The sequence below is a fragment of the Saprospiraceae bacterium genome, from assembly GCA_016712145.1.
Lineage (GTDB): Bacteria > Bacteroidota > Bacteroidia > Chitinophagales > Saprospiraceae > Vicinibacter.
In genome coordinates this window covers 2,386,037-2,407,178 of sequence record JADJRO010000001.1, presented here as the reverse complement: position 1 = coordinate 2,407,178, position 21,142 = coordinate 2,386,037, and the positions used below count along the sequence as shown (strand labels likewise).

The 21,142-nt window shown below is 35.6% G+C and carries 20 protein-coding genes; 13 read left to right on the top strand and 7 right to left on the bottom strand.

The genetic code is table 11. The features are described 5' to 3' along the window. Positions 1-2 precede the first annotated feature (2 nt). Together IPK91_09895 and IPK91_09890 are read left to right on the top strand one after the other, a co-directional pair. Complete coding sequence (locus tag IPK91_09895) at positions 3-1,430, top strand: caspase family protein (protein ID MBK8297569.1); 1,428 nt, start codon at positions 3-5, stop codon at positions 1,428-1,430. Between the two features lie 269 nt (positions 1,431-1,699). Then, entirely contained in the window at positions 1,700-2,407 is a 708-nt protein-coding gene (locus IPK91_09890) for a hypothetical protein (GenBank protein ID MBK8297568.1), read from the top strand. A gap of 45 nt (positions 2,408-2,452) precedes the next feature. Here the strand turns inward: IPK91_09890 and IPK91_09885 are convergent, their stop codons facing one another. Beyond that, entirely contained in the window at positions 2,453-3,166 is a 714-nt protein-coding gene (locus IPK91_09885; GenBank protein MBK8297567.1) for a hypothetical protein, read from the bottom strand. Positions 3,167-3,435: 269 nt separating this feature from the next. Here IPK91_09885 and IPK91_09880 point away from each other — a divergent pair, with 269 nt between their 5' ends. From IPK91_09880 to IPK91_09850, 7 genes are read left to right on the top strand one after another with little or no spacing between them, the layout of a single operon-like run. Further along, positions 3,436-4,440 (top strand): hypothetical protein, encoded by a 1,005-nt coding sequence (locus tag IPK91_09880; GenBank protein ID MBK8297566.1) that lies wholly within the window; start codon positions 3,436-3,438, stop codon positions 4,438-4,440. Continuing rightward, positions 4,440-5,165: a hypothetical protein gene (locus tag IPK91_09875; GenBank protein MBK8297565.1), complete on the top strand. Its 726-nt coding sequence runs from the start codon at positions 4,440-4,442 to the stop codon at positions 5,163-5,165. The genes IPK91_09880 and IPK91_09875 overlap by 1 nt, the downstream gene beginning before the upstream one ends. Before the next feature lie 6 nt (positions 5,166-5,171). Then, on the top strand, positions 5,172-5,339 hold the full coding sequence (locus IPK91_09870) for a hypothetical protein (GenBank protein MBK8297564.1): 168 nt from the start codon (positions 5,172-5,174) through the stop codon (positions 5,337-5,339). Beyond that, entirely contained in the window at positions 5,336-6,340 is a 1,005-nt protein-coding gene (locus IPK91_09865; protein ID MBK8297563.1) for a patatin-like phospholipase family protein, read from the top strand. Before IPK91_09870 ends, IPK91_09865 begins: the two co-directional genes overlap by 4 nt. Before the next feature lie 3 nt (positions 6,341-6,343). After that, positions 6,344-7,000 (top strand): toll/interleukin-1 receptor domain-containing protein, encoded by a 657-nt coding sequence (locus IPK91_09860; GenBank protein ID MBK8297562.1) that lies wholly within the window; start codon positions 6,344-6,346, stop codon positions 6,998-7,000. 9 nt (positions 7,001-7,009) lie between these two features. Continuing rightward, positions 7,010-7,882, top strand: a complete 873-nt coding sequence (locus IPK91_09855) for a hypothetical protein (GenBank protein MBK8297561.1) — start codon at positions 7,010-7,012, stop codon at positions 7,880-7,882. Beyond that, positions 7,882-8,346 (top strand): toll/interleukin-1 receptor domain-containing protein, encoded by a 465-nt coding sequence (locus tag IPK91_09850; GenBank protein ID MBK8297560.1) that lies wholly within the window; start codon positions 7,882-7,884, stop codon positions 8,344-8,346. Before IPK91_09855 ends, IPK91_09850 begins: the two co-directional genes overlap by 1 nt. 510 nt (positions 8,347-8,856) lie before the next feature. Here IPK91_09850 and IPK91_09845 read toward each other — a convergent pair. The 4 genes from IPK91_09845 to IPK91_09830 form a co-directional block, all read right to left on the bottom strand. After that, a complete protein-coding gene (locus IPK91_09845; GenBank protein ID MBK8297559.1) occupies positions 8,857-9,900 on the bottom strand; it encodes a fatty acid desaturase in 1,044 nt (347 codons plus the stop codon). Positions 9,901-10,028: 128 nt separating this feature from the next. Further along, positions 10,029-12,236: a carboxypeptidase-like regulatory domain-containing protein gene (locus IPK91_09840; GenBank protein ID MBK8297558.1), complete on the bottom strand. Its 2,208-nt coding sequence runs from the start codon at positions 12,234-12,236 to the stop codon at positions 10,029-10,031. A gap of 149 nt (positions 12,237-12,385) precedes the next feature. Then, positions 12,386-13,585 carry a tetratricopeptide repeat protein gene (locus IPK91_09835; GenBank protein ID MBK8297557.1) on the bottom strand — a complete coding sequence of 400 codons (1,200 nt, stop codon included), beginning with the start codon at positions 13,583-13,585 and terminating at the stop codon, positions 12,386-12,388. 60 nt (positions 13,586-13,645) lie between these two features. Further along, positions 13,646-15,667, bottom strand: coding sequence for a DUF4331 family protein (locus IPK91_09830; GenBank protein MBK8297556.1), 2,022 nt, complete (start codon positions 15,665-15,667; stop codon positions 13,646-13,648). Between the two features lie 90 nt (positions 15,668-15,757). Between IPK91_09830 and IPK91_09825 the strand changes: the two genes are divergently transcribed. Together IPK91_09825 and IPK91_09820 are read left to right on the top strand one after the other, a co-directional pair. After that, on the top strand, positions 15,758-16,321 hold the full coding sequence (locus IPK91_09825) for a sigma-70 family RNA polymerase sigma factor (protein MBK8297555.1): 564 nt from the start codon (positions 15,758-15,760) through the stop codon (positions 16,319-16,321). After that, complete coding sequence (locus tag IPK91_09820; protein MBK8297554.1) at positions 16,318-17,109, top strand: anti-sigma factor; 792 nt, start codon at positions 16,318-16,320, stop codon at positions 17,107-17,109. The genes IPK91_09825 and IPK91_09820 overlap by 4 nt, the downstream gene beginning before the upstream one ends. Before the next feature lie 173 nt (positions 17,110-17,282). Here the strand turns inward: IPK91_09820 and IPK91_09815 are convergent, their stop codons facing one another. Next, entirely contained in the window at positions 17,283-17,804 is a 522-nt protein-coding gene (locus tag IPK91_09815) for a nuclear transport factor 2 family protein (GenBank protein MBK8297553.1), read from the bottom strand. A gap of 206 nt (positions 17,805-18,010) precedes the next feature. Further along, complete coding sequence (locus IPK91_09810) at positions 18,011-18,181, bottom strand: hypothetical protein (protein ID MBK8297552.1); 171 nt, start codon at positions 18,179-18,181, stop codon at positions 18,011-18,013. Between the two features lie 138 nt (positions 18,182-18,319). Between IPK91_09810 and IPK91_09805 the strand changes: the two genes are divergently transcribed. Together IPK91_09805 and IPK91_09800 are read left to right on the top strand one after the other, a co-directional pair. Further along, positions 18,320-20,275 carry a sensor histidine kinase gene (locus IPK91_09805; GenBank protein ID MBK8297551.1) on the top strand — a complete coding sequence of 652 codons (1,956 nt, stop codon included), beginning with the start codon at positions 18,320-18,322 and terminating at the stop codon, positions 20,273-20,275. Further along, positions 20,272-20,904 carry a response regulator transcription factor gene (locus IPK91_09800; GenBank protein ID MBK8297550.1) on the top strand — a complete coding sequence of 211 codons (633 nt, stop codon included), beginning with the start codon at positions 20,272-20,274 and terminating at the stop codon, positions 20,902-20,904. The genes IPK91_09805 and IPK91_09800 overlap by 4 nt, the downstream gene beginning before the upstream one ends. Positions 20,905-21,142 lie beyond the last annotated feature (238 nt).

Sequence of the window (21,142 nt, the reverse complement as noted above, 5' to 3'; positions counted from 1 at the left end):
CTATGATCAGTAAATTTCATTATCAAATTAGTTGGATTCATCTTTTCAAAGATTGGAATATAGTATGTTGTCTCCCAATTATCTTATTATTAGGTGCTTCTGGAATTTGTGCCCAAACAAAAGGAGTGGTTCAAGCTAATAAACAAGTTGAAAACAAACTAACGAATACCTATGCAGTAATTGTAGGAATTTCAGATTATCAGAATCCTCTAATTCCCGATTTGAAGTTTGCCGACAAAGATGCTATTTCCTTTGCTCAATATCTGCAGTCAGCTCCTGCAGGTGCTATTAAGCAAGATCATATGCGATTATTACTTAACGATCAAGCCACCATGGCCCATTTTGCAGTAGCGCTGGATTGGCTTTGGGAGGTGTGCAAACCTGGTGATCAGGCAATTATTTATTTTTCAGGTCATGGCGATGTCGAACGGAGGAGTTTGACGCAACCAGGATTTTTGTTGTGCTGGGATTCCCCGGCAAATGTGTACATGTCTGGTGGAGCCTTTTCATTATTTATGCTTCAGGAAATTATCTCAACCCTTTCAGTAAAAAATCAAACGCAAACCATAGCCATCATTGACGCGTGCAGAAGTGGAAAGCTGGCAGGTTCTGCAATCAATGGCAGTCAATTGACAAATACGAATCTTGCAAAACAATATGCCAATGAAATTAAAATTCTATCCTGTCAGCCGGATGAATACAGCATGGAAGGGGAACAATGGGGAGGAGGCAGAGGTGCTTTTAGTTATCATCTGATCAAGGGTCTTTATGGTTTGGCAGATGAAAACGAAGATCTTGAAATCAATTCCTATGAAATAAGCAGGTATTTGGAAGACCGGGTCAAAAAAGATGTTGCACCCATCCGGCAAATACCCATGGTGATTGGTCCAAGAGATTACATTTTGTCTAAAGTATTTATAAAAGACCTGGATTCTATAAATTCAATAAAAACATATGATCAGGTATTGTTTTCAGGAATTGATCCCCGCAGCATTGATTACCTGGTTGAAAATAGTACAGATCCTTTGCTTTATGAAAGTTATCAGAACTTTAAGAAAAGCTTGATTGAAAAACGTTATTTATCACCCGATGCCAATTGCGCTGAATCCTATTATTCTCAATTGCTCGCTTCTGAAAAACTAAAATCTTTACACAGCACCTTCACAAGAAATTACGCAGCGGCACTTCAGGATGAAGCGCAACAATTTATAAATGGTATCCTGCAAACGGACATCAAAGAGCTTTCACAAAATAGAAAGGTTCGCATAGAAAAAGTAAAATCATCCGATTGTACCTTGAAAGAAGCATCCAACTCCTGGGAAATAAGCATTATCTGTATGAGACATTGGTTTCCCGATTGGAGTATTTTAAAGCTTTCGAACTATTATATCAAAGCAATAACCAAAATACCGAACTTGGTTTGCAGATAAATAGCTATTTGCGAAATGCTTTGACCCATCAAAATGAAATGCCGCTATATTATTATTCTTTGGGACTAAACTATTCTTTGCATTTAAAAAATTTGGATTCATGTGTATTCTATTTTAAAAGGGCGATCCAGACGGCACCAAGTTGGTTGCTACCCAGAATCATATTCCCAAATAATTTAAATACTAATTTTAATAATGATTCACTGGCTTTAATATATTATATGGAGCTGTTACAACTATTTCCAGAATCATCACCAGCCTTAAATGCATTGGGTCTTTATTATTTAAATAAAAAAGAATATAAGGAATCAGAGCATTATTTTTTAAAAGCATATCAAAAAGACTCTTCTTATATAGATCCAATGATTAATCTTTTGAGCCATTTTACTGCGATTGGGGACTTTCAACAAGCACTACAATGGGGAGAAAAAGCTTTATCTAAAGATTCAATGAGATCTTTAACCTACACTAATATTGGTGTTGTGCATTATCGTTTAAAGCAATTTAATCAAGCTGAATATAACTTTTTAAAATCCATCCAACGTGATAGTTTATTTGTATTACCCTATATTCAATTAGGAAATCTTTACATCCAGATGAAGAAATTTAAAGAGGCCGAAGCCATTCTCAAAAAGGGAATGGTCTTAAATCCTGAAAATAGTTACATTCATCTCAATTTAGGAAATGCTAGTTATTTTTCAAACAAAATAGATCAAGCTTTAGAACATTGGAAAATTAGTTCTCAAAATTCTCAAATTGATCACAGGGCTTCATTTAATCTAGCTTGCGTGTATAGTAGTGAAAAAAGTTTCGATCAAGCTTATCAGTATTTAGAAAGGGCTATTCAACAAGGTGCTCCTTACAATGAACTTATTAATGATAATGATTTGGCATTATTGAAAGTTGAAACCATGCGATGGGAATCTTTACTCCAAAATTATTATAATCCTGATGGCACGAGGAAGCACGCAAAATAGTTTAGCTAAATTTTAATTCACGCAAATAAATTCAAAATTTTTACATCACCCCCTATTCCCTTCAATAAATTTTTTCAAGCTATTCAATTCATATCTTTTGAAATTAATAGTTGAACCTCCCCGATTGGTGTAGATTCTAAATTTGAATTCGCTTGCTTTTAATATTAAATTGATATCATCTTGATTTAATTTGATGTAAATGCTTACCATTCGAAATGGAGTTGTTTCAATCTTTGTATGTGTTGTTGGCACAGTTACGTTTTCAGAATAATTTTTAGAAGGTATTGTTACTTCTGTTTTATTTCCATTGGCATCGGTAACCGTTTCTGTAGTAGCTGGAGTTGCAACCATTACAGTTTCTGTACTTGTATTGGAGCTTGAACTTGATATGGTTTGGGTACCATACAGGTATTCAATGTTCCGGGCATGCATTTTTATAATGGAAGAATCTGCTTTGTAATACATATCATCATTTATGGAAAATTCTTCTGGCCTTAATTGAAATTCCATCCTAAGAAGAAGGGAATCCTTGATGAATTTATCGTTTTGAAGAAAGTATTTTAAATTAACAATTCTTTGATTATAATTATGTGAATTGTATATATCATCTTCCATACTTGCATTTTTATTATAGACAAGTTCATGCGTTAATTTAAATTCATCAAAATGCAAATAGGGATTTTTCTGACTTTTAATATTAAACTGAAATAACAATAAAAACAACAGATTGAATAGCATTGGTTTGGAATAATACTTCATTGTCAAAGGATTTATTTAATTATTGTAAATTTTATACAAAGAGATCGGCTTTTCTACTGGAATGATCAAATTTGTATTTTTTTTAACATATTTTTTGATTTACCATACATTCGTAATAACTTCACCTCAATTCCAGCATTTCGTTCCGTTTTTATAGGCTCAATTTAAAGAAATATTCCGTTTTCCGGGTGTTGTATGATAAGCTTTGGCTGCATTTGCAATATTCCGAGAGATCCGACTGCTAATTTCTTAACGCTAATCTAAGCTTCATGGTAAACTGTTTGCGATTCTTACTGGGATTTTTTCCATTCTTGCTATTTGGTCAGGAACAATTGGGCTTTAGTAATCTCTATTTTAATATAGGGACTACCATAAATATCTATTACTGGGGTGGAACTAATTTTCCCGGGATTAAAGCTTTTGTAGGTGTAGGAGGCATTAAACAAATCGATTCAAAGTATGGAAACTACATGATGTCAGTTGGCATGAATGTAGGAATCTATAATAAATCCTTAGGAAATAGTTTGATTTTGCTTAAGCAGGATAATCAAATTGATTTTACATCCAGTTTATTTTTTGGTCCGGCTTCCAGTCATATCAATGAAAAATTTCCCCTATATAAAAACCTTCGTACGATAAATAATTTACCGTTTTATAATTTGCGATTTGGAAATGAAGGACTCGCCATGTTGGGTGTCAATTTTATCATGAACAACCACCTACGGCATCAAACGGTAGGCGCCATTGTACTCAATTACAAAAACCTAAGCATCAATTATTATAATGATGGAGGAATGCCACTCAATTTATTGGGACTGGGGGATAGTTTTGACCGATGGTGGACAGGAGGAGGGGGTATTTATTACCATTCTATTCATAAAAACAATTTATTTGAATTAACATTTGATCAGTTTACAGGGTATGAACGTCAGTATTTTGAATTAGCAACCCGCCTTGGGATGGATGTACAGGATTATAGCATCTTTTCAGATATAAAGCCTGACACCATTGGTACCCGATACAATGTTACCGGTTTTAGAAGCGGAAATAATTACAATTCGTCCTCTTATTCTCTGCGTTGTTTTATCAATGAATCATTAGCAATAAATGTTGGAGTCATTGGATCTTTAAGAGGAACAAACAAAGAAGGTGAGCGACTTTGGGGAGTACAGGATCTCATTCACAATGCCATGAAAATTGCCATTCATCCAAATTTTGATGCCAATCGCATTTTAGTCGGATTGACTTTTAATCACTTTAATCCCATCAAGTAATGTATAAATACCTATTGCTCTTAGCGGTGCTTAGTTCCTGCTCCAGGAAATATCATAAAGTGGAGGATTTATCTAAAAAATTGGAACAATATGTTCATACATTTTCACCTGGAGATACCTTCACTAAATTTGAAATGAATTTAACGCCTTATGTATTTTTTAGAAATAAAGTTTCCGAAAAAGTCATGATGACTGAAAAATCGAGAATTCATGATATGGATATTTATTTGATTAAAGATACCAGCAGTATAAAACATCAACGATTTCAATTTTATATTCCATTTAAAAATGATAGTATCCCTTTATTAAATCATGAGGTTTATTTTTTCTCTATAAAAGGACTTTCGGATCCAAACGATCGCAATCAGGTAAATCGGTTTGAATTGTTGAAAATATATAAAGGAATGATTACCTCCATTGATCCGTGTAAAAGACCTACTGATACCTGTGAAAATATTTTTAAACTTTATATTTCAGCTGGATGTGATATTTCTTGCATTAAACAGTTTAATAAACATATAAAAAAACAATTGACAACCTGTCCACCGGAACTATGTAAAAAGAATAAAGACAATTTTGAAGTTTTTATGAGCCGTAAAAAGGATGTATTAAAAGTACATGCCTTAATAGATTATGGGAAAGCTCATAGAGATAATATTAAATCAACCGTTTATGATTTTAATGAATTGTATAAAGAGGTACTTTTTTTTATAAAAAACAATTGAACGTATATGGCCCATTCATTTAAAAACCTTGAGCAAAAACTGGATGCATCATCAGGCTCCAAGCGGATTCTTGCATTGGATGGTGGAGGAGTCCGTGGAATCCTAACCTTGGGTTTCCTGGAAAAGATTGAATCCATGCTTCGAAACGGTATGCTAAACCGGATTTGGTGTTGAGTGACTATTACGATATGATGGGAGGAACCAGTACCGGGGCCATTATGGCAACTGGCCTTGCATTAGGCATGGAAGTGAAACAGATCATTCAGTTGTATTTGGATTTAGGGGAAGTTATTTTTGGCAAACGAAGTTATTCGCTGATTCCCAGAGACTGGACTGGATTTAGGGCAATATTTAAGGAAAATTACAATTCAGAAAATTTAGAAAAACAATTGCAGAGTACTTTTGGCGAAATTGTTTTTGGAGATACACAAGCCATTAAATGTGGATTGGCCATCAATACCAAACGCGCAGACACCTATAGTTTGTGGACTTTTGCAAATCACCCGGATGGGGTTTATTACAAAGCAAATAAAGACATTAAATTGTGGGAATTGTGCAGAGCCAGTTCAGCTGCTCCTTATTATTTTAAACCCAAACAACTCCCAATTAAAACACGTAAAGGCCAGTTGGTTAAATCGGGTTTTGTTGATGGTGGTGTCAGTTTGGCTAATAACCCTGTTTTCCAACTTTTTCTTACCGCAACGGTACCGAGTTTTGGATTTAACTGGAAGTCTGGAGAAAATGATTTGTTTCTGACATCATTAGGAACCGGGAATGGCCTGCTTTTAGAGGATCCAGAGGTTTTGGTTGAATCACGGGCCGTAGCCTGGGCTTCTAAATTGCCCAACCTTTTTATGATAGATGCACTTGAGATGAATCAGATATTATTGCAATACCTTGGTAAGAATTTCGGTCCCTCAGATTTTATCGATAATCAGTTTGGTCAATTGGAAGAGCTAAAATATTTAAAAGAAAAATTATTTAGTTTTACAAGGCACAATGTAAGATTAACCCAAGACGCATTGACAGCACTTGGATTTAAATTTGATATGAATAAGGTTCGCTCAATTGCTGAGATGGATCATTATGAAAATATTCCGGACTTATTGGCTATAGGTCGAAAAGCGGCTGAACAATTTACTGAAACCCATTTACCGACTTCTTTTGATGTATAAAATATGAAGAAAATTTATTTTTCCTATTCTGACAAACCAGAAGATCAAACCTTGTACAAAGATCTAAACAATCACTTGCAACAATATAAACGCAAGGGATGGATTGAAATTTACGACGAGCAGGAATTATTTAAACAAAACGGAGATCTTACTAAAAATGAAGAATATTTAAAATTATCTGATTTAACCATCCCATTAATAAGTGTAGATTATTTAAACAATAATGAATGTATAAAGATTTTAAAACTGGCAGATTCCCAACACATTAAAATCGTTCCTATACTTTTAAGAGAATGCGACTGGACTACCGATGACATTTTAAAAAAATACAGTAGTGAAGTGCTTCCTGAAGAAAAAAAATCAATTGAGCACTTAAGTAAAACCTTGCCGGACAAACAAACTATTTTTAAGGAAATAGGCGATGAAATCAAGTGTTTTATTTTTCCGGAATTGCAATCGGTTAAAATTGCAAGTACCAGTACCTCTTTTTATTGGATTGTTGCAGGAATTGTGTTGCTGATTGGAATTTTTGCATCATTTTTTATTTATGATAAAACACATGAAATTTTATTGGCGGTGCTCAGTTTTTTGTTATTCGGTTTGATCGCATTAATTTCTGTGAAGAATGTTTTATTTCCCACCAAATTGTCAACCATTTAATTCAGTACTATGAGTTCAGAATTTAAAGAAAAAAATCTGCAGAATATTCGTGTATTGGAGAATCTTTTGGAGAATGAGCAAAAGTCTAAGATCTATACGGTAATTGTTGTACTGGGTTTTTGTATTTTAGGTGGTTTAATTCTTTATTTAGGATTGGAACTCTCTAGCAAAGCCAATGAATTAAAAAAGCAATTGCATGAAAAGGAATTGCTCATCGCTGAAAAAAGCGGTTTGCTTTCAGAAAAAGAAAAACTAATTGCTGAGCGAGATTCCGCATTGATTCGACTCGACAGTCTTCAGACTTCACTGGTTAATACAAATAGTCTGTTAAGTCAAACTGCTTTAGAAGCAGATTCTATCAAGCAGCAATCCTTGAATTTATTAACACAAGTTCAACATGAGTTTGAAAAATTGAACAATGATTATATTCAAGTACAAAAAAAGTATAAACTTGAGACCAAACCTGTTGAAGAAGAAAAGATAAAAGATCAAGTTCAGAAAATTGATAAATTATCCAAAAAATATAAATGTTACATCCAGTACATGCCAGGTTTTGAGGCCGATGCCAAGCGCGCTTATCTTGCATTGGATCAGAAAGAGTGGTATAATCAATTTAGTGCGAGTATTGATAAAATTGAAGATCAATCATTTGATACCTATATTAAATATTTTGATAAATCTGATCAAAAATTGGCAAATGAAATGTACCGTACCCTTATGAATGCAAAAATTGAAGTCACCCGCGAACCGGTACTTGTAGATGCACCGGGGGCAGTAAATAAATTTGAAGTTTGGATTGGAAAACAGAAACGCAAATCTGTAGAAGATGTATTAAACAATCCCAGATATCAAAACAAGTTGAACATGATGAATAGGAAATAATGAGTAAACTAAAAGTCTTTATTTCCTATGCGCATGAAGACGAGGCGATTAAAAATCAACTCGATAAATTTTTAATTACTCTTAAGCGATCCAATAAAATTGAAGTCTGGCAGGATCGGCAAATCATGGCGGGAGATCAATGGGATGAATTAATTAAAAAAGAGCTTACTACGGCAGATATCATTATATTATTGATTAGCATTGATTTTATTGCCTCGGATTATATCTGGAGAAATGAATTGGACATTGCGATGCAAAGGCACGAGTCTGGAACTGCCAGGGTCATTCCTATTATAGCCAGAGCCTGTGATTGGAGCGGCATGCCATTCAGAAAACTGCAAGCCCTTCCCAAAGGAGGTATTCCAATTGAAAATGCAGTAAATTCAGATGAAGTTTATACAGAAATTTCCAAAAGCATCCGGGATGTGGTTGATTATTACAATCGAAAAAAGGAGGAGGAATAATTGTCGTCTATTCGTCGAATCGTCTGATGGTCTGTTCGTCGAATCGTCTGGTGGTCTGTTCGTCTGAAGGTCTTAAAGGCTGATTGGTAAGAATCCTTGTATAAATGAGAAATTAATTTCCTATCCTTTAGCCCCAAATCAGTAGTCAGTAATTAATAGTCAGTAGTCAAAAAAAAAAGTGACTCCAGCCTCAAATCAGTAGTCAGCAATTAGTAGTCAGCAGTCAAAACCTCTAGCCTCTAGCCTCTAGCCCCAAAATCAGTAGTCAGCAATTAGTAGTCAGCAGTCAAAACCTCTAGCCTTTAGCCTCTAGCCCCAAAATCAGTAGTCAGCAATTAGTAGTCAGCAGTCAAAACCTCTAGCCTTTAGCCTCTAGCCCCAAAATCAGTAGTCAGCAATTAGTAGTCAGCAGTCAAAACCTCTAGCCTTTAGCCTCTAGCCCCAAAATCAGTAGTCAGCAATTAGTAGTCAGCAGTCAAAACCTCTAGCCTCTAGCCTCTAGCCTCTCCTCTACACTTTCACCAATCCCAATCGTTCCATGCGGTAGTATTCCCGAAACGTGATCATGCGCTCGGTATTTTCATCCCACAGTTTATGGGTTGCTAATTTTAAACTTTGAAAGAAATTTAACTCTGTGGTGTATTTGTGAAACCAAGGAATGGCATCTACACATTTTTTTAAATTGTAATTGGGAATAGCCGGATTTAAATGATGGATGTGGTGAATTGCAATATTCCCAGTAAACCAATTAAATAGAGCTGGTAATTTATAATAGGTACTTCCTTTAATGGCTGCATACATAAACTCCCATTTATTCCTCCAGTGTTTGTAACCATGTTCGTGTTGATGTTGAACATAAAAAAACCAGATGGCAATGATTGCAAAAGATGAAAGAATTATTAAATGCATGGTTATGAAACGCTTCCAATCCAATATGAAACAAAGTGCTATAAATACGGCTGCATAAATAATATTATTTAAATACAATCCTGGTTTTGCTTTTTTGAACTCTTCTAAATTCACAAGCGGTAAACGATTGTGTATAAAAATATAATAGATCGGACCTAATACAAACATTACAAGTGGTGTCCGGTATAAACGGTACTTAAAGCGTTCAAATTTACCAAGTTTTGAATATTCAGCAACCGTAAGTGTATTGATATCACCAATATCCCGAACTTCCAGCATGCCATTATTCATATGGTGAAAATGGTGGGATTTTGCCCAGTATGAATAAGGTACTGAACTTAACATGCTGCAACTATAACCTATGATTTTACGCCAGCGGGAAGATTCTACAAAGGTGTTGTGGCCACAATCGTGTTGTATGATAAAAATGCGTACTAAAAAGAGTGCATTTAATAATGCCAACAAGCAAGCAGCTAAAACGCTGTAATCCCATAAAAAATAAATAGCTACCCAGACCGCAAAAAAAGGTCCGATGCTATTTAAAATTTGAATGATTGCTTTGAGATTATCCGTTTTTTGGTAAGGCTTTAATGTTTTTAGCGCTTCTTTAACTTTTCCGGTAAATTCCTTTACTTCAGGATTCATCACTACGGTTTGATTTTAGGGTGCAAAGATATGAAAAACTACAGAATGAATTTAAAATTAATTTCAGATAATAAATTTAAAATCAACGATTTACACGATAAAAAAATGCCTAATTGATAAGCCCTTGATTAAAAATCAATTTGAAATTTAAACCTGAAATTAATTGGACTGCCGGGTGTAAAATGAATTTCTTCGACAGCTTTTGGTTCATCCTTTAATCTTGATAACGTTAAAAATTGTGCTTCGTTCCATTTTTGATTGAAAATATTATCTACAATCAAACCGATATTTATGTACCGATACTGATAATTAATTGTCGCGTCCACAAGTTGGTAGCCAGTTGCTCTGATGCTATTGTCTTCATTTGCAGGTCGATCTGACAGCATCCGGAAACGCAAAGCTGCTGAAAATTGCTTGTAATTTTTTAGGGTCAGGCCTCCAATATGGGTCCAATTTGCAGCAAGTGGTATAAAATTTTGCTTTTCATCAGCGGTAACGGCGCGAGCATGGGAATAGCTTGATTCTGCATCTAAAAATATATATTTGTTTAACTGGAAACGAAACCCTGCTTCGATGCCCTGACGGTTTGTTTCTCCGCTGTTTTCTACGATGGCTTCATCACCAACATAGACCAATTCATCTTGCAGGTTCAAATACCAAAGTCCTGCATGGAACAATATATTTTTTCCAAGCTTTGTTTGCATTCCTAAATCCAAACTGTTGGTTGTAGGTAACATGGATGTATTTGTATTTTGAAGTAACAAGCGGGTATCATTAGAGTGAAAACCACGACCCATCTTTGCAAGCAATTGCAATCCTGGTTTTAAATTGTATCTCAAATGAAATTTTGGAGAAATTTTTAATTCTGTTTTGTTTAATTTGTCTGGCGATAAAAGTACCTTGTCTTTATAATTAAATTGAAATATATCCATTCTGCACTGTACAGATACTTCCCATTTATTCCATTCATAGTTTGACTTAATATAGGCATACGCATTGTGTTCATTTACATTGCCCAAGGCAAGATGATTAAGTAGCAATAATCTATCTTTTGTGTGACTTAATTCAATATTGTGTATCAAATCTAAACGATTGCCAATTGCAGATGTAAAATTAATTCCATACCATTTTGAAAGCCATTGGGCATCTAAACCAAAAATAGTTCTGTTTTCTTTTTGTTTGATTTGATCTCCGTTTATTGAATCATTTAGAAAAAAAGTAAAGTTGGAAAACAGTTCAAAATTGTAATATGAACCGAACGCGCTTAATTTTAACTGTTGATATGAAGAAATCGGTTGAATGAATTGCATCAAGAGATTGGTTCGATCTGTTTTTCCACCTTCATTAGGGTCAATAGCACCAAAACGATTGATCAATCCTTGATCTATAGCTCTTTGAGGAATTTGTCCCGATGCGTTCCACTTGCTGTTAAAATGACTGCCTGTAAATTTTAATTCGGCACCGGATTTTAAATTATGATTTAATTTGAAAAGACCATTGAATCGTTTGAAATCTTGTGGATGTTCGAAATATCCATCCGTTGAAACAGATTCTGCAGCTATATAGGAATTGGTGTGTGGAGTTTTTAAAAGTTTAAACATTCCAGCAAATCGGTGCGCATCAAATTTTCCGGTTTCAAAGATGATGCTATTGTTTGCTATTCGATCTTGTAAAATAAAATCAACATAGCCTGCATTGGCAAAATTACCTTTGGCAGCATTGTAACTCCCTTTTTCAAAATCCAGTCGTTTTACGGTTTCTGGTATGATAAAATGTAAATCTGCATACCCTTGTCCGTGAGCATGTGAAACCATATTGACCGGAATCAATTGATCAACCGTAATTTGAATATCTGTACCATGATCTAAATCAAATCCTCTTAAAAAGATTTGTTCGGCTTTTCCTCCGCCTGCATGTTGTGCAATAAACAAACCGGGCACCAATCGCAAAAGTTCCTGACTGCTTTGAACCGGTCGGATATGATTGTCTATTAGCTGTAGATTGTATGGCAGGGATTCGGTAATGTTAATTTGATTCAATGACACAGAGGTTTCTGATAAATGGATAGTAAGATTCCTGTTTAAATCAGATTCTGCTATTTGGTATGTAGTTGATTTAAATCCTATAAAGGAAAATTGAAGACTGTCCCCAAGTTTTGCATTCGGATCTTTAAAATATCCGTTCCCATCGCTGTGGGTATGAGTATTTGATTTTTTATTTAGAATCGTTACTTCCTGAATTGGATTTTGAAATTCATCTAAAACAAACCCACTGATTTGTGCATAACTTGAAATGTTTATAAGAATCAAGAATGCTATATGATTAAAATATTTCATCTGAATTTATATTTTATTGCCACGAACTAAAATCAATTACGAATGATCGATGACGAATTACGAATTGAAGGAATTTAATAACAATTTATAGCCACGAATCGAAGAATTGACATTCATCTTTAATTTCCTTTTAGTTTTATAGAGTAAAATTAGATTTTGAGATGCTGTTTTAATTCAATTAGCTCAGGATGCTTTGAATTGGTACTGCTTGCTTTTTCTAAATACTTGAGGGCATTTTGCGGATCTTTTTTCATTTGATATATTTTGGCAAGACTTCTATTTATATCAATATTATCAGGTCGCATGGCCACATCTTCTTGTATGTATTTTAAAGCTTTATCCGGATCATTCAATAAAGCTGAATAGACTGCTGCGTACTCAAGACTCATATTATGGCCATGTTGCATATCGTCATTCAGCATCGCCAGGATTTCAGGAATGATTGTGTTAAACGCTTCTGTTTGATTCGTCTGCTTATACAATTCTGCTAAATGAATATAAAATGAAACTTCAGGAATGATGGCACAGGCTTCTTTTAATTCTTGTTCGGCTTCTTTAAATTTACCCTGACTCATATACACGGTTGCCAGGTTTGCTTTTGCAAAAGGATAATCAGGACGTTCTTCCAGAATTTGATTTAGTATAGAAATTCCTTCTGCTGTTTTATTATAGCGTATGCATAATTGAGCCAATTGTAAAGCGGCCCATGCCTTTTCTTCGCTACCTGGACTGCCGGCTTCCACTGCCATTTGCATCGCTTTAATAGCATTTTCCGGCATACCATATATTTCACGCAAATAAGAGACTCTGGAGTAAGAACGTAAATCTGGACGCATGGATACCATTTTATCGGCAAGTGAAACTGCATTCTTGTAATCGCCCAATTCAACGTGCGCATCGATCAATGCTCCATATATCAATGCATTGTATGGATTTTTTTGTTGAGCTATTTCAGCAGTTTTCAGCGCATCTTTAAAATGGTGCAACGAAAGTTGTACACTGGCTTTAGCACTTAAGGCAAGAAATTCCTGATCTTTATTAAGGTTTTTTTGCTGTATAGCATGTTCGATTGTTTTTAATGCAGCTGGATAATAATGTCCGTGTTCCCCGGTAATTCTAGCTTCAGCAATAAAGAGATTTGTAATTCTAATTAAGGCATCTATATTGTCAGAATTTTTTGTCAATAAATGTTTGAGATCTGCATAGCTTGTTCGCACTTCAGTCCATTCATTAAAATATTGCATTTTTTCTGATCGTTCCAGTAATGCTGGAATTTCAAAACTTGTTTTTGGTTCTTTGACACAGGATAAAATAAAAAGAGTACAAATGAGGTAACTTAATTTTTTCATGGTAATTTTTTTTAATAAAATACCTTGACTCCTAAGAGCCAAGGTATTTTTAAATTGATTTTAGTTTTTGATTAATTTGGTGTAGCCCACAACTGCACCGCGATCTGTAACAGCACTAGCAAGATAAATTCCTGCTGGAATTTTACTTAAGTCTACAGTGAATTCAAACAAACCCTTGCCAAAGTATTCAGGATTTAAAATTTGAATTGTTTTACCGTCATTCGTTTTTAAATCGAGTCGTACGCTTGTTTCTAACTGATTGTTTATTTTAAATGTAGTTAGTGTGTTTACAGGATTTGGATAATTGATCATGGATATTTGTGGTCCATTTAATCCAATAATTCCACCACCGCCTTTATTAACTGCACTCACAATTTTTCCTCCGCATTCTCCATCTCCTGACCAGGGTGCTGCAAGATTTGGAAAGCTATTTGAAAACAATGCATCGTTTTTCTCGACGCCTGTTGTATAGGTCAACACGCCTACTAAATTGGGAGTAACTGGATTTGGTGAACCGGCAGTATAATCGTCATACCAGAGTCCGATTGCAGCCAATACAATTCCAGAGACCGCTTGCAATTCAATGCGGGTTACATCATCTTCTAAGCGTCTTCCATTGGGAAAACCATCCATATTGGGTATAAATTCAATGTTTGTGTTTGCAAATTTCGGATCGGTTAAACCGAGAACACAAGCTTGAACCAACCCCAGGGTACTAAAAGCAGGATCGTTTCTTGGGGTGACCGGAACCGCCATATTTAATCGCAACATATCCCCTCCGTTTGGAAGGAAATTGTGTATAAATGGTTTTCCTTCAGCAAGCGGATTTCCATTTTTTCCAGTTGCTAATTGATAGGGTTTAAAATTTGGAACGCCGGTATGGAATGCAGGCCAAAGGTCTACAGAACGTGCTTTTCCTTTACCCGGTAACAACAAGGTTCCAAAAATGGCATCGTCTAATGCGGTTCCAGCAACTGCAGGATTTCCCTTTAAACCATACAGTCCATCTTTACCATAACCAAAATCAAATCCTTGTAATGAATTTCTTTGGATGCGCAACTTAGCCATAGCGGGTACAGCTCCTCCAAAAAGCGCATCATCCATGTATAGTGCTAATTCCGGATTGAAAAAGAAATTGTCCATTAATGTATCGGCCAACTCCTGATAAGGTGTTAAAGAATTCCAATAGTCTTTATATCCAATTGGAATTACGGCTTCATTGGTCAGAGGCATACCCAATCTGGAAACCTGAATCCAATCACCGGAGTGATTTTCTCCACCCGGAGTTAAAGTGCGGATTGCTTGTCTGCTGGCAGATGCCCAAACGCCAATCACATAATCCGGATCCAAAATGGTACGTGGAGCGGCTGGTGCACCCGTTTTTAGTAAAGTGCTGATTGGAATTTGAATCGCAATGGCACTTACATTTAAGCAGGCAATTCCATCGCGAGCTTTACCGTTTTGACGTGGTAAATTTCCTAAATCAAATACACCGCCCAAATCCACAAAGAATGGATCATCGGTTGGTCCACAAAACACGCGTTCGCCGGTGTTTGTGTTGCGGATTGCGGTCTGCATAAGATTTAAATACGTGGTTCCTAAACCAACTCCTGACTCAATGGAGCGAGCACCAATGTTATTGGGTGGCACCGGACCATTGTCAATTAAGGTAATAAAACTCAAACCTCCGTCAATGCTGCGTTCAAGCGTGTAAGTAGTTTTTAAATTCTGCTTACCTAAACGGATGTTAAAGAACGTTGTTGGGTCTTCGTTTACTTGTTTAAACGTAAATCGGTAGGTGATTTCATCACCAGGTCTGGATGCATCGTTATCCACATGAATTTCATAACGAATGTTTTGTCCAAAACTGTAATAGTTTGGTCCACCGTGCGGAAATTGAAGCGGAACATAGGTAGCAATAATCGTAATCATATCCGGATTGTCCGGACTCCGGAATGCATACAAATCCACATTGTCGGCAAGTGGATCATTTGCAATTAGTGGCGCTTCCCGATGGCTGGAAGCCATCAAAAACGCAATAAACATGCTAAATAAGCTGGAAAGTACAATTTTTAATTTCATAATTAATGATTTTACTTAGTTACGTCTGGAGTATGCGTTTTGGATTTCGTTTATGTAAATTCTTTTTATAAATTATCTTAGCCACTCGATTTGGCAACAACAGAACAGATACGGACCCAATTTTTAGAACTTCGCAAAGGACCACCGGAGCGGGCTCTAAAATTTTTAATGGATCAGTATGGCGATACCCTCTATGGAATTGTCTTAAAAATTGTTCGTGAGCAGCATTTGGCCGAGGAAGCGATACAAGAAGGATTTGTTAAAGTATGGAAGAATCTGGCCGAATATCAATCTGAAAAAGCTTCTTTATTTACCTGGATGTTGACCATTGTCAGAAACACAGCATTGGATTTATTAAGACAAGAAAATCGACATAAAAACCAAAATATCAATCCGGGCGTATATGATAGTATAAACTATAGTGTCGAATCACAGATCTCAGATATTGGATTAATGAATAAAGTCAATAAGCTGGATTCAAAATATAAGGAATTGATTGATTTAATATATATACAAGGTTATACACAACAAGAAGCAGCAGATCATCTGCAAATGCCTTTGGGGACTGTTAAAACACGGATCAATGCAGCAATTAAAATGTTGCGTACGATGTTAGCAACTTTTTTCATTTTATTAATGAATGTTTTTAAATGAATCAAAAGATTAACATACAAGAAATCAAAGACTCTGGAATTCTGGAGCAATTTGCATTGGGATTAACAGATGCCAGACAAAATGAAGAAATAAACAGTTGGTTAGCAGCATCACCGGAATTGCAATCAGAATTAAATGAAATTCAAAATAGTTTGGAGGTTTTTGCTTCGCAATATGCAGTTGCGGTTCCAGATCGCGTTAAAACCAACATCATTCAACGAATAGAACAAGAATCAAAATTCCTGGATCTTAAAAAAAGCTACCGCAACATGCTGTATCGAAGCATAGCCGCTGTAGCCATCCCATTCATTATTATTTCTTCTTATTTATGGATGAACTTTCAATCCAGCCAAAGAGAAGTTTTGCAATTAAATCAAAAGTTAAATGAGCAAACAGCCTTGCGTGTGCAGGATAGCTTGAATTTAGTGGATTGCAATAGCCGTTTGGAAATTTTACGAAATAAAGATGCAAAGAAAATATTGATGAAAGGTACGCCGGTTGCACCACAGGCTTTTGCAACTATTTATTATGATACCCTATCACATAAGACCTATTTAGATGTCGTGGATTTGCCAAAGCCACCTACGCAGAAGCAGTATCAATTATGGGCTATTGTAGCCGGCAAACCGGTAGATTTAGGAGTATTTGATCTGAATGATAAGCAAACTGCATTTAAAGAAATTGAATTTGTACAGGATGCGCAGGCTTTTGCAATTACCCTTGAGCCGTCAGGCGGGGTGGCATCTCCAACGATGGATCAGATGTATGTGTTGGGAGCGGTGAATTAATTAAAAATTAAAGATTAAGAATTAAAAATTAAGAATTTGGGATTTCGAATGGTTAGTGACTTATTTTGCATTGCTCGTTGAACATTAAAAATGGTACTAAAAAAGAAAATGCTCAATGACTATTTTTAATCATTGAGCATTGTCCAATAGAAATTTTTTCAAAGCATAAATAATTATTTTCCTTCGCTTGCTGGAGCTGCTTCTGGAGCAGGCATTGGCATAGCCATTACCGGAGTCATGGTATCAAATTGAATTTGCCAGCCGTTTCCTTTCTTTTTAAGGACAGCCATTCCGGTTGCTTTGCCACCCATTTGTTGGCCTTTAATCACAATATCAGCATCTGAATCCCAGGTAATGATTGCGATTTCCGGGGTTACCATACGAGAAGAAGTAAGTTGATACGTAAATTTTGGAGTACCATCCACCATGCCATCAAACATTTTCCAGGATGCTTCCAGATTTTTAATACCCATGATCAACATGCCATCAGGACCAATTTCACCTGCTTGCCGATCGTAAATGTTTTTTAATGCTTTATAATCGTGTTTTTCATAAACCGTATAAACATCTTTTAGAAAAGTTTCAAAAGTTGTTTTGTTCTCCATAGGCAATTTGGCTGGTTTAGCTTGTGCAGAAATCCAACAGGTTGTAAACAGAAACCCGAAAACAAATAAGGCTGTAATTAAATTTTTCATACGTTTTTTTTAAAAATTATTTATTGTTATTAATTTGTTTCTAAGAATTAATTAAGCGGATTCAAATATAGATAAAATTAAGTGTAATTCACATCAGAATGTAATTCTGGGATTTTATTTTTCATTTAATATTAGAACTGCTTTTAATACATTTTTTATCTGTCATTTTTCATAATTAATTGCAAAGGTAAGCTCCTTTGTAATTATTAAAAATTGGATGCCCATTCAGAATAATTCTGTTCAGTTTGCAATAACTCCGAAGCCAATTTTTCAACCAGATCCAATGCCGGATTTGTTAAATATAAAAGCAAAAGGCTTAATGCAATTGCCAATCCGATAAGACTCATTAACTGAACGATTGATTTTCTAATTTTCATGATTTTTTATTTTGATGGATCAAAGGTATAGCCGCCAACTGCCAAAAGAAATCCGTATGAATTCGTAATTTGACTACGCAGATTAGCGTATTATTTCAGTAATTCTATATTTTTACAAGATCTGAAATAGGATGGCTGATGGATAGAAGGATAATTTTGACTTTCTTACTTGCATTTGGAATGTTTGCTGCAACGAGTTTGATTCTAGCACAAACACCGACAACAGATAGCATTCGACAAAAACTGGGAGCAGAAACAGATCCAGCGAACCAAACCAGGTACTATTACCTGATAGCGAAAGAGTTGTTGGAAAAGCATTTTGATCAGGCAGCATTCTATACAGACAGCCTCGAGCGATATGCCCAACATTCAAAAAGTCAGGCCAGCAAAGCCTATGTCCTCAATTTTAAAGGGCTGATAGCCAAAGAATCCGGAAAATTACAAGAAGCATTGGACTTGTTTTATCAGGATTATCAAATCCGCCTACAAGATCCGGATGTTCATACACTTGCCATAACCTGCAACAATTTGGGAGGTACCTATGCTGAAATGTATAAGTCGGATTCTGCCATTCACTACTATTTAAAATCGCTCAAGATTTTTGAAGACCTTAAAGAATACAGCAACCTCGCTTCGGCATACAGCAATATAGGCAATCTCTACAATGATCAAAAAATTCATGATAAGGCAATCAACTATCTTGAAAAAGCATTGGCCATTCGACTGGAGCACGGTGAAGAAAAAAAATGTATGTTCACTTACAACAATCTGGCAGTAGCCTATGGCACCAGCGAAGGAGATGACGACCATAATTTATCAAAAGCATTGGAATATTCAAACAAAGGAATTGACATTGCTTTAAAGTATAAAAATAATTACGTAGCGGGCGTGATCGATGGTGGAATCTGCCATATTTTATTGGAGAAAGGAAAATATCAGGAAGCCATTCCGCATTGTGAGCAATCGATTAAATTATTGACTGAAGCTAACCGACTGGTGAATTTGGTCTTTCCGTATGTCAATCTGGCATCTGTTTATAACCGGTTGAATCAACCGCAAAAAGCCCTTGATTTTGCGATGAAAGGCTTTGCCATTATGGAAGCAAATAAATTGCTGGATCCCATGGAAGTGTATCTGGAAGAAATTGGAATGGCTCATGAAAAACTGGGAAATCATAAAGAAGCTTTGGTTTCGTTTAAAAAATTTATGAAACTGGATGATTCTTTATTTCGTTCAGAAAATGTGAGAAGCCTTGCAGATGTTGAAACAAAATATCAAGCAGAAAAAAAGGAAAAAGAACTTATTATTGAACGGGAAAAAAATTTTAAAAAAACCAGTTGGCTGATTGGTTTTGGAATTTTTTTAGTTGCGTTTGTTTTGATAACTATCTTATTGTACAAAAGATATCAATACAAGCAGGATCAAAAATTGCAGGAAGCTGTTATAGCCGAACAACAATTGGGATTAAATGCAGTCATTGAAGCACAGGAAGCAGAGCGAAAGCGCATTGCCAAAGATTTACACGATGGGATTGTTCAAGAATTGGTTGCGACTAAATTGGGTTTTGATGCATTACATAATTCAATTCAACATTTAGAAGAAACGCATTCTGTTAAGATAAAAGACTTGAGTAATCAATTGAATGAAGCTTGTACCGAGTTGCGCAATATTTCACATGTCATGTTGCCGCCTACCCTTGAAACAAAAGGTTTAGTACCCAGCCTGGAATTGTTATTGCGAAATTCAATTAATCAGGCCGGCATTCAGAGTGAATTTGAGCATTTTGATATTCCAGTTAAGCTGGATGAAAAAATTGAATTGGGTTTATACCGCATTGCCCAGGAATTATTAAATAATATATTGAAACATGCAAAAGCTCATAAGATTGTAATGCAATTATACCACGCAGGCAATTTTTTAATTTTAAGAGTGGAAGATGATGGCGTTGGATTTGATTTTAATGAAGCGAAACATTCCGGCAGCATGGGTTTATTAAATATATTAAGCAGGGTTCGTACGATGGGTGGAAACTATTTTTCAGAAAAAGGCGATCTCAGTGGAACCGTTTCAACCGTAAGAATTCCTATAGGATGAGAGTAAAAATTATTTTAGCAGATGATCATCATCTGGTGCGACAAGGATTTCGATCATTACTTTCCGGACATCCCGGTTTTGAAATCATAGCAGAAGCAGCCAATGGAAATGAACTCATTGCTTTAGTAGACCATGGGATCAAGCCAGACATTGTGCTCATGGATGTTGAAATGCCCGAATTAAACGGAATTGAAGCATGCCGTATTTTGAGCAGAGACCATCCTGCTATCCGGGTCCTCATGATCAGTATGCTTAATGATAAGGATGTAATTCAAGAGGCCGTTGATGCAGGCGCTAAAGCCTATTTATTTAAAAATACATCCATTGAGGAACTCTCACAAGCCATTCAACAAGTTATGAATGGTTCGACTTATTTTGGAAAAGAAATTGCCTTGGCTATGTTGAGTAAAAGTAAAAAAGAAGATGCATTTGCATTGTCTCAATTAAGCGATCGCGAAATAGAAATATTAAAGTTGATTGCTGAAGGATTTTCAAGTACAGAAATTGGCTCCAAATTATTTATCAGCCCGCGAACAGTTGATACGCACCGTAACAATCTCATCCAAAAATTAAAGGTAAATGGAATTGCAGGATTGATCCGTTTGGCTATCCAGAATAAAATTATCTAAAATAAAAAAATACTCTGCAAAAATCCATCTTACCAAGGAGCATGAAATTCTGTCCCGCAGATTACGCAGATTGACGCAGAGAAGAAAAAATTACTTCTACGAAAATCTGGGAGATCTGTGGGAGATTTTTCTTGATACTGATTACAATTGCATATGAAGATCATAAAATGTTATCTGCGAAAATCTGCGAGATCTGCGGGAGATTCTTCTTCATACTGATTACAATTGCATATGAAGA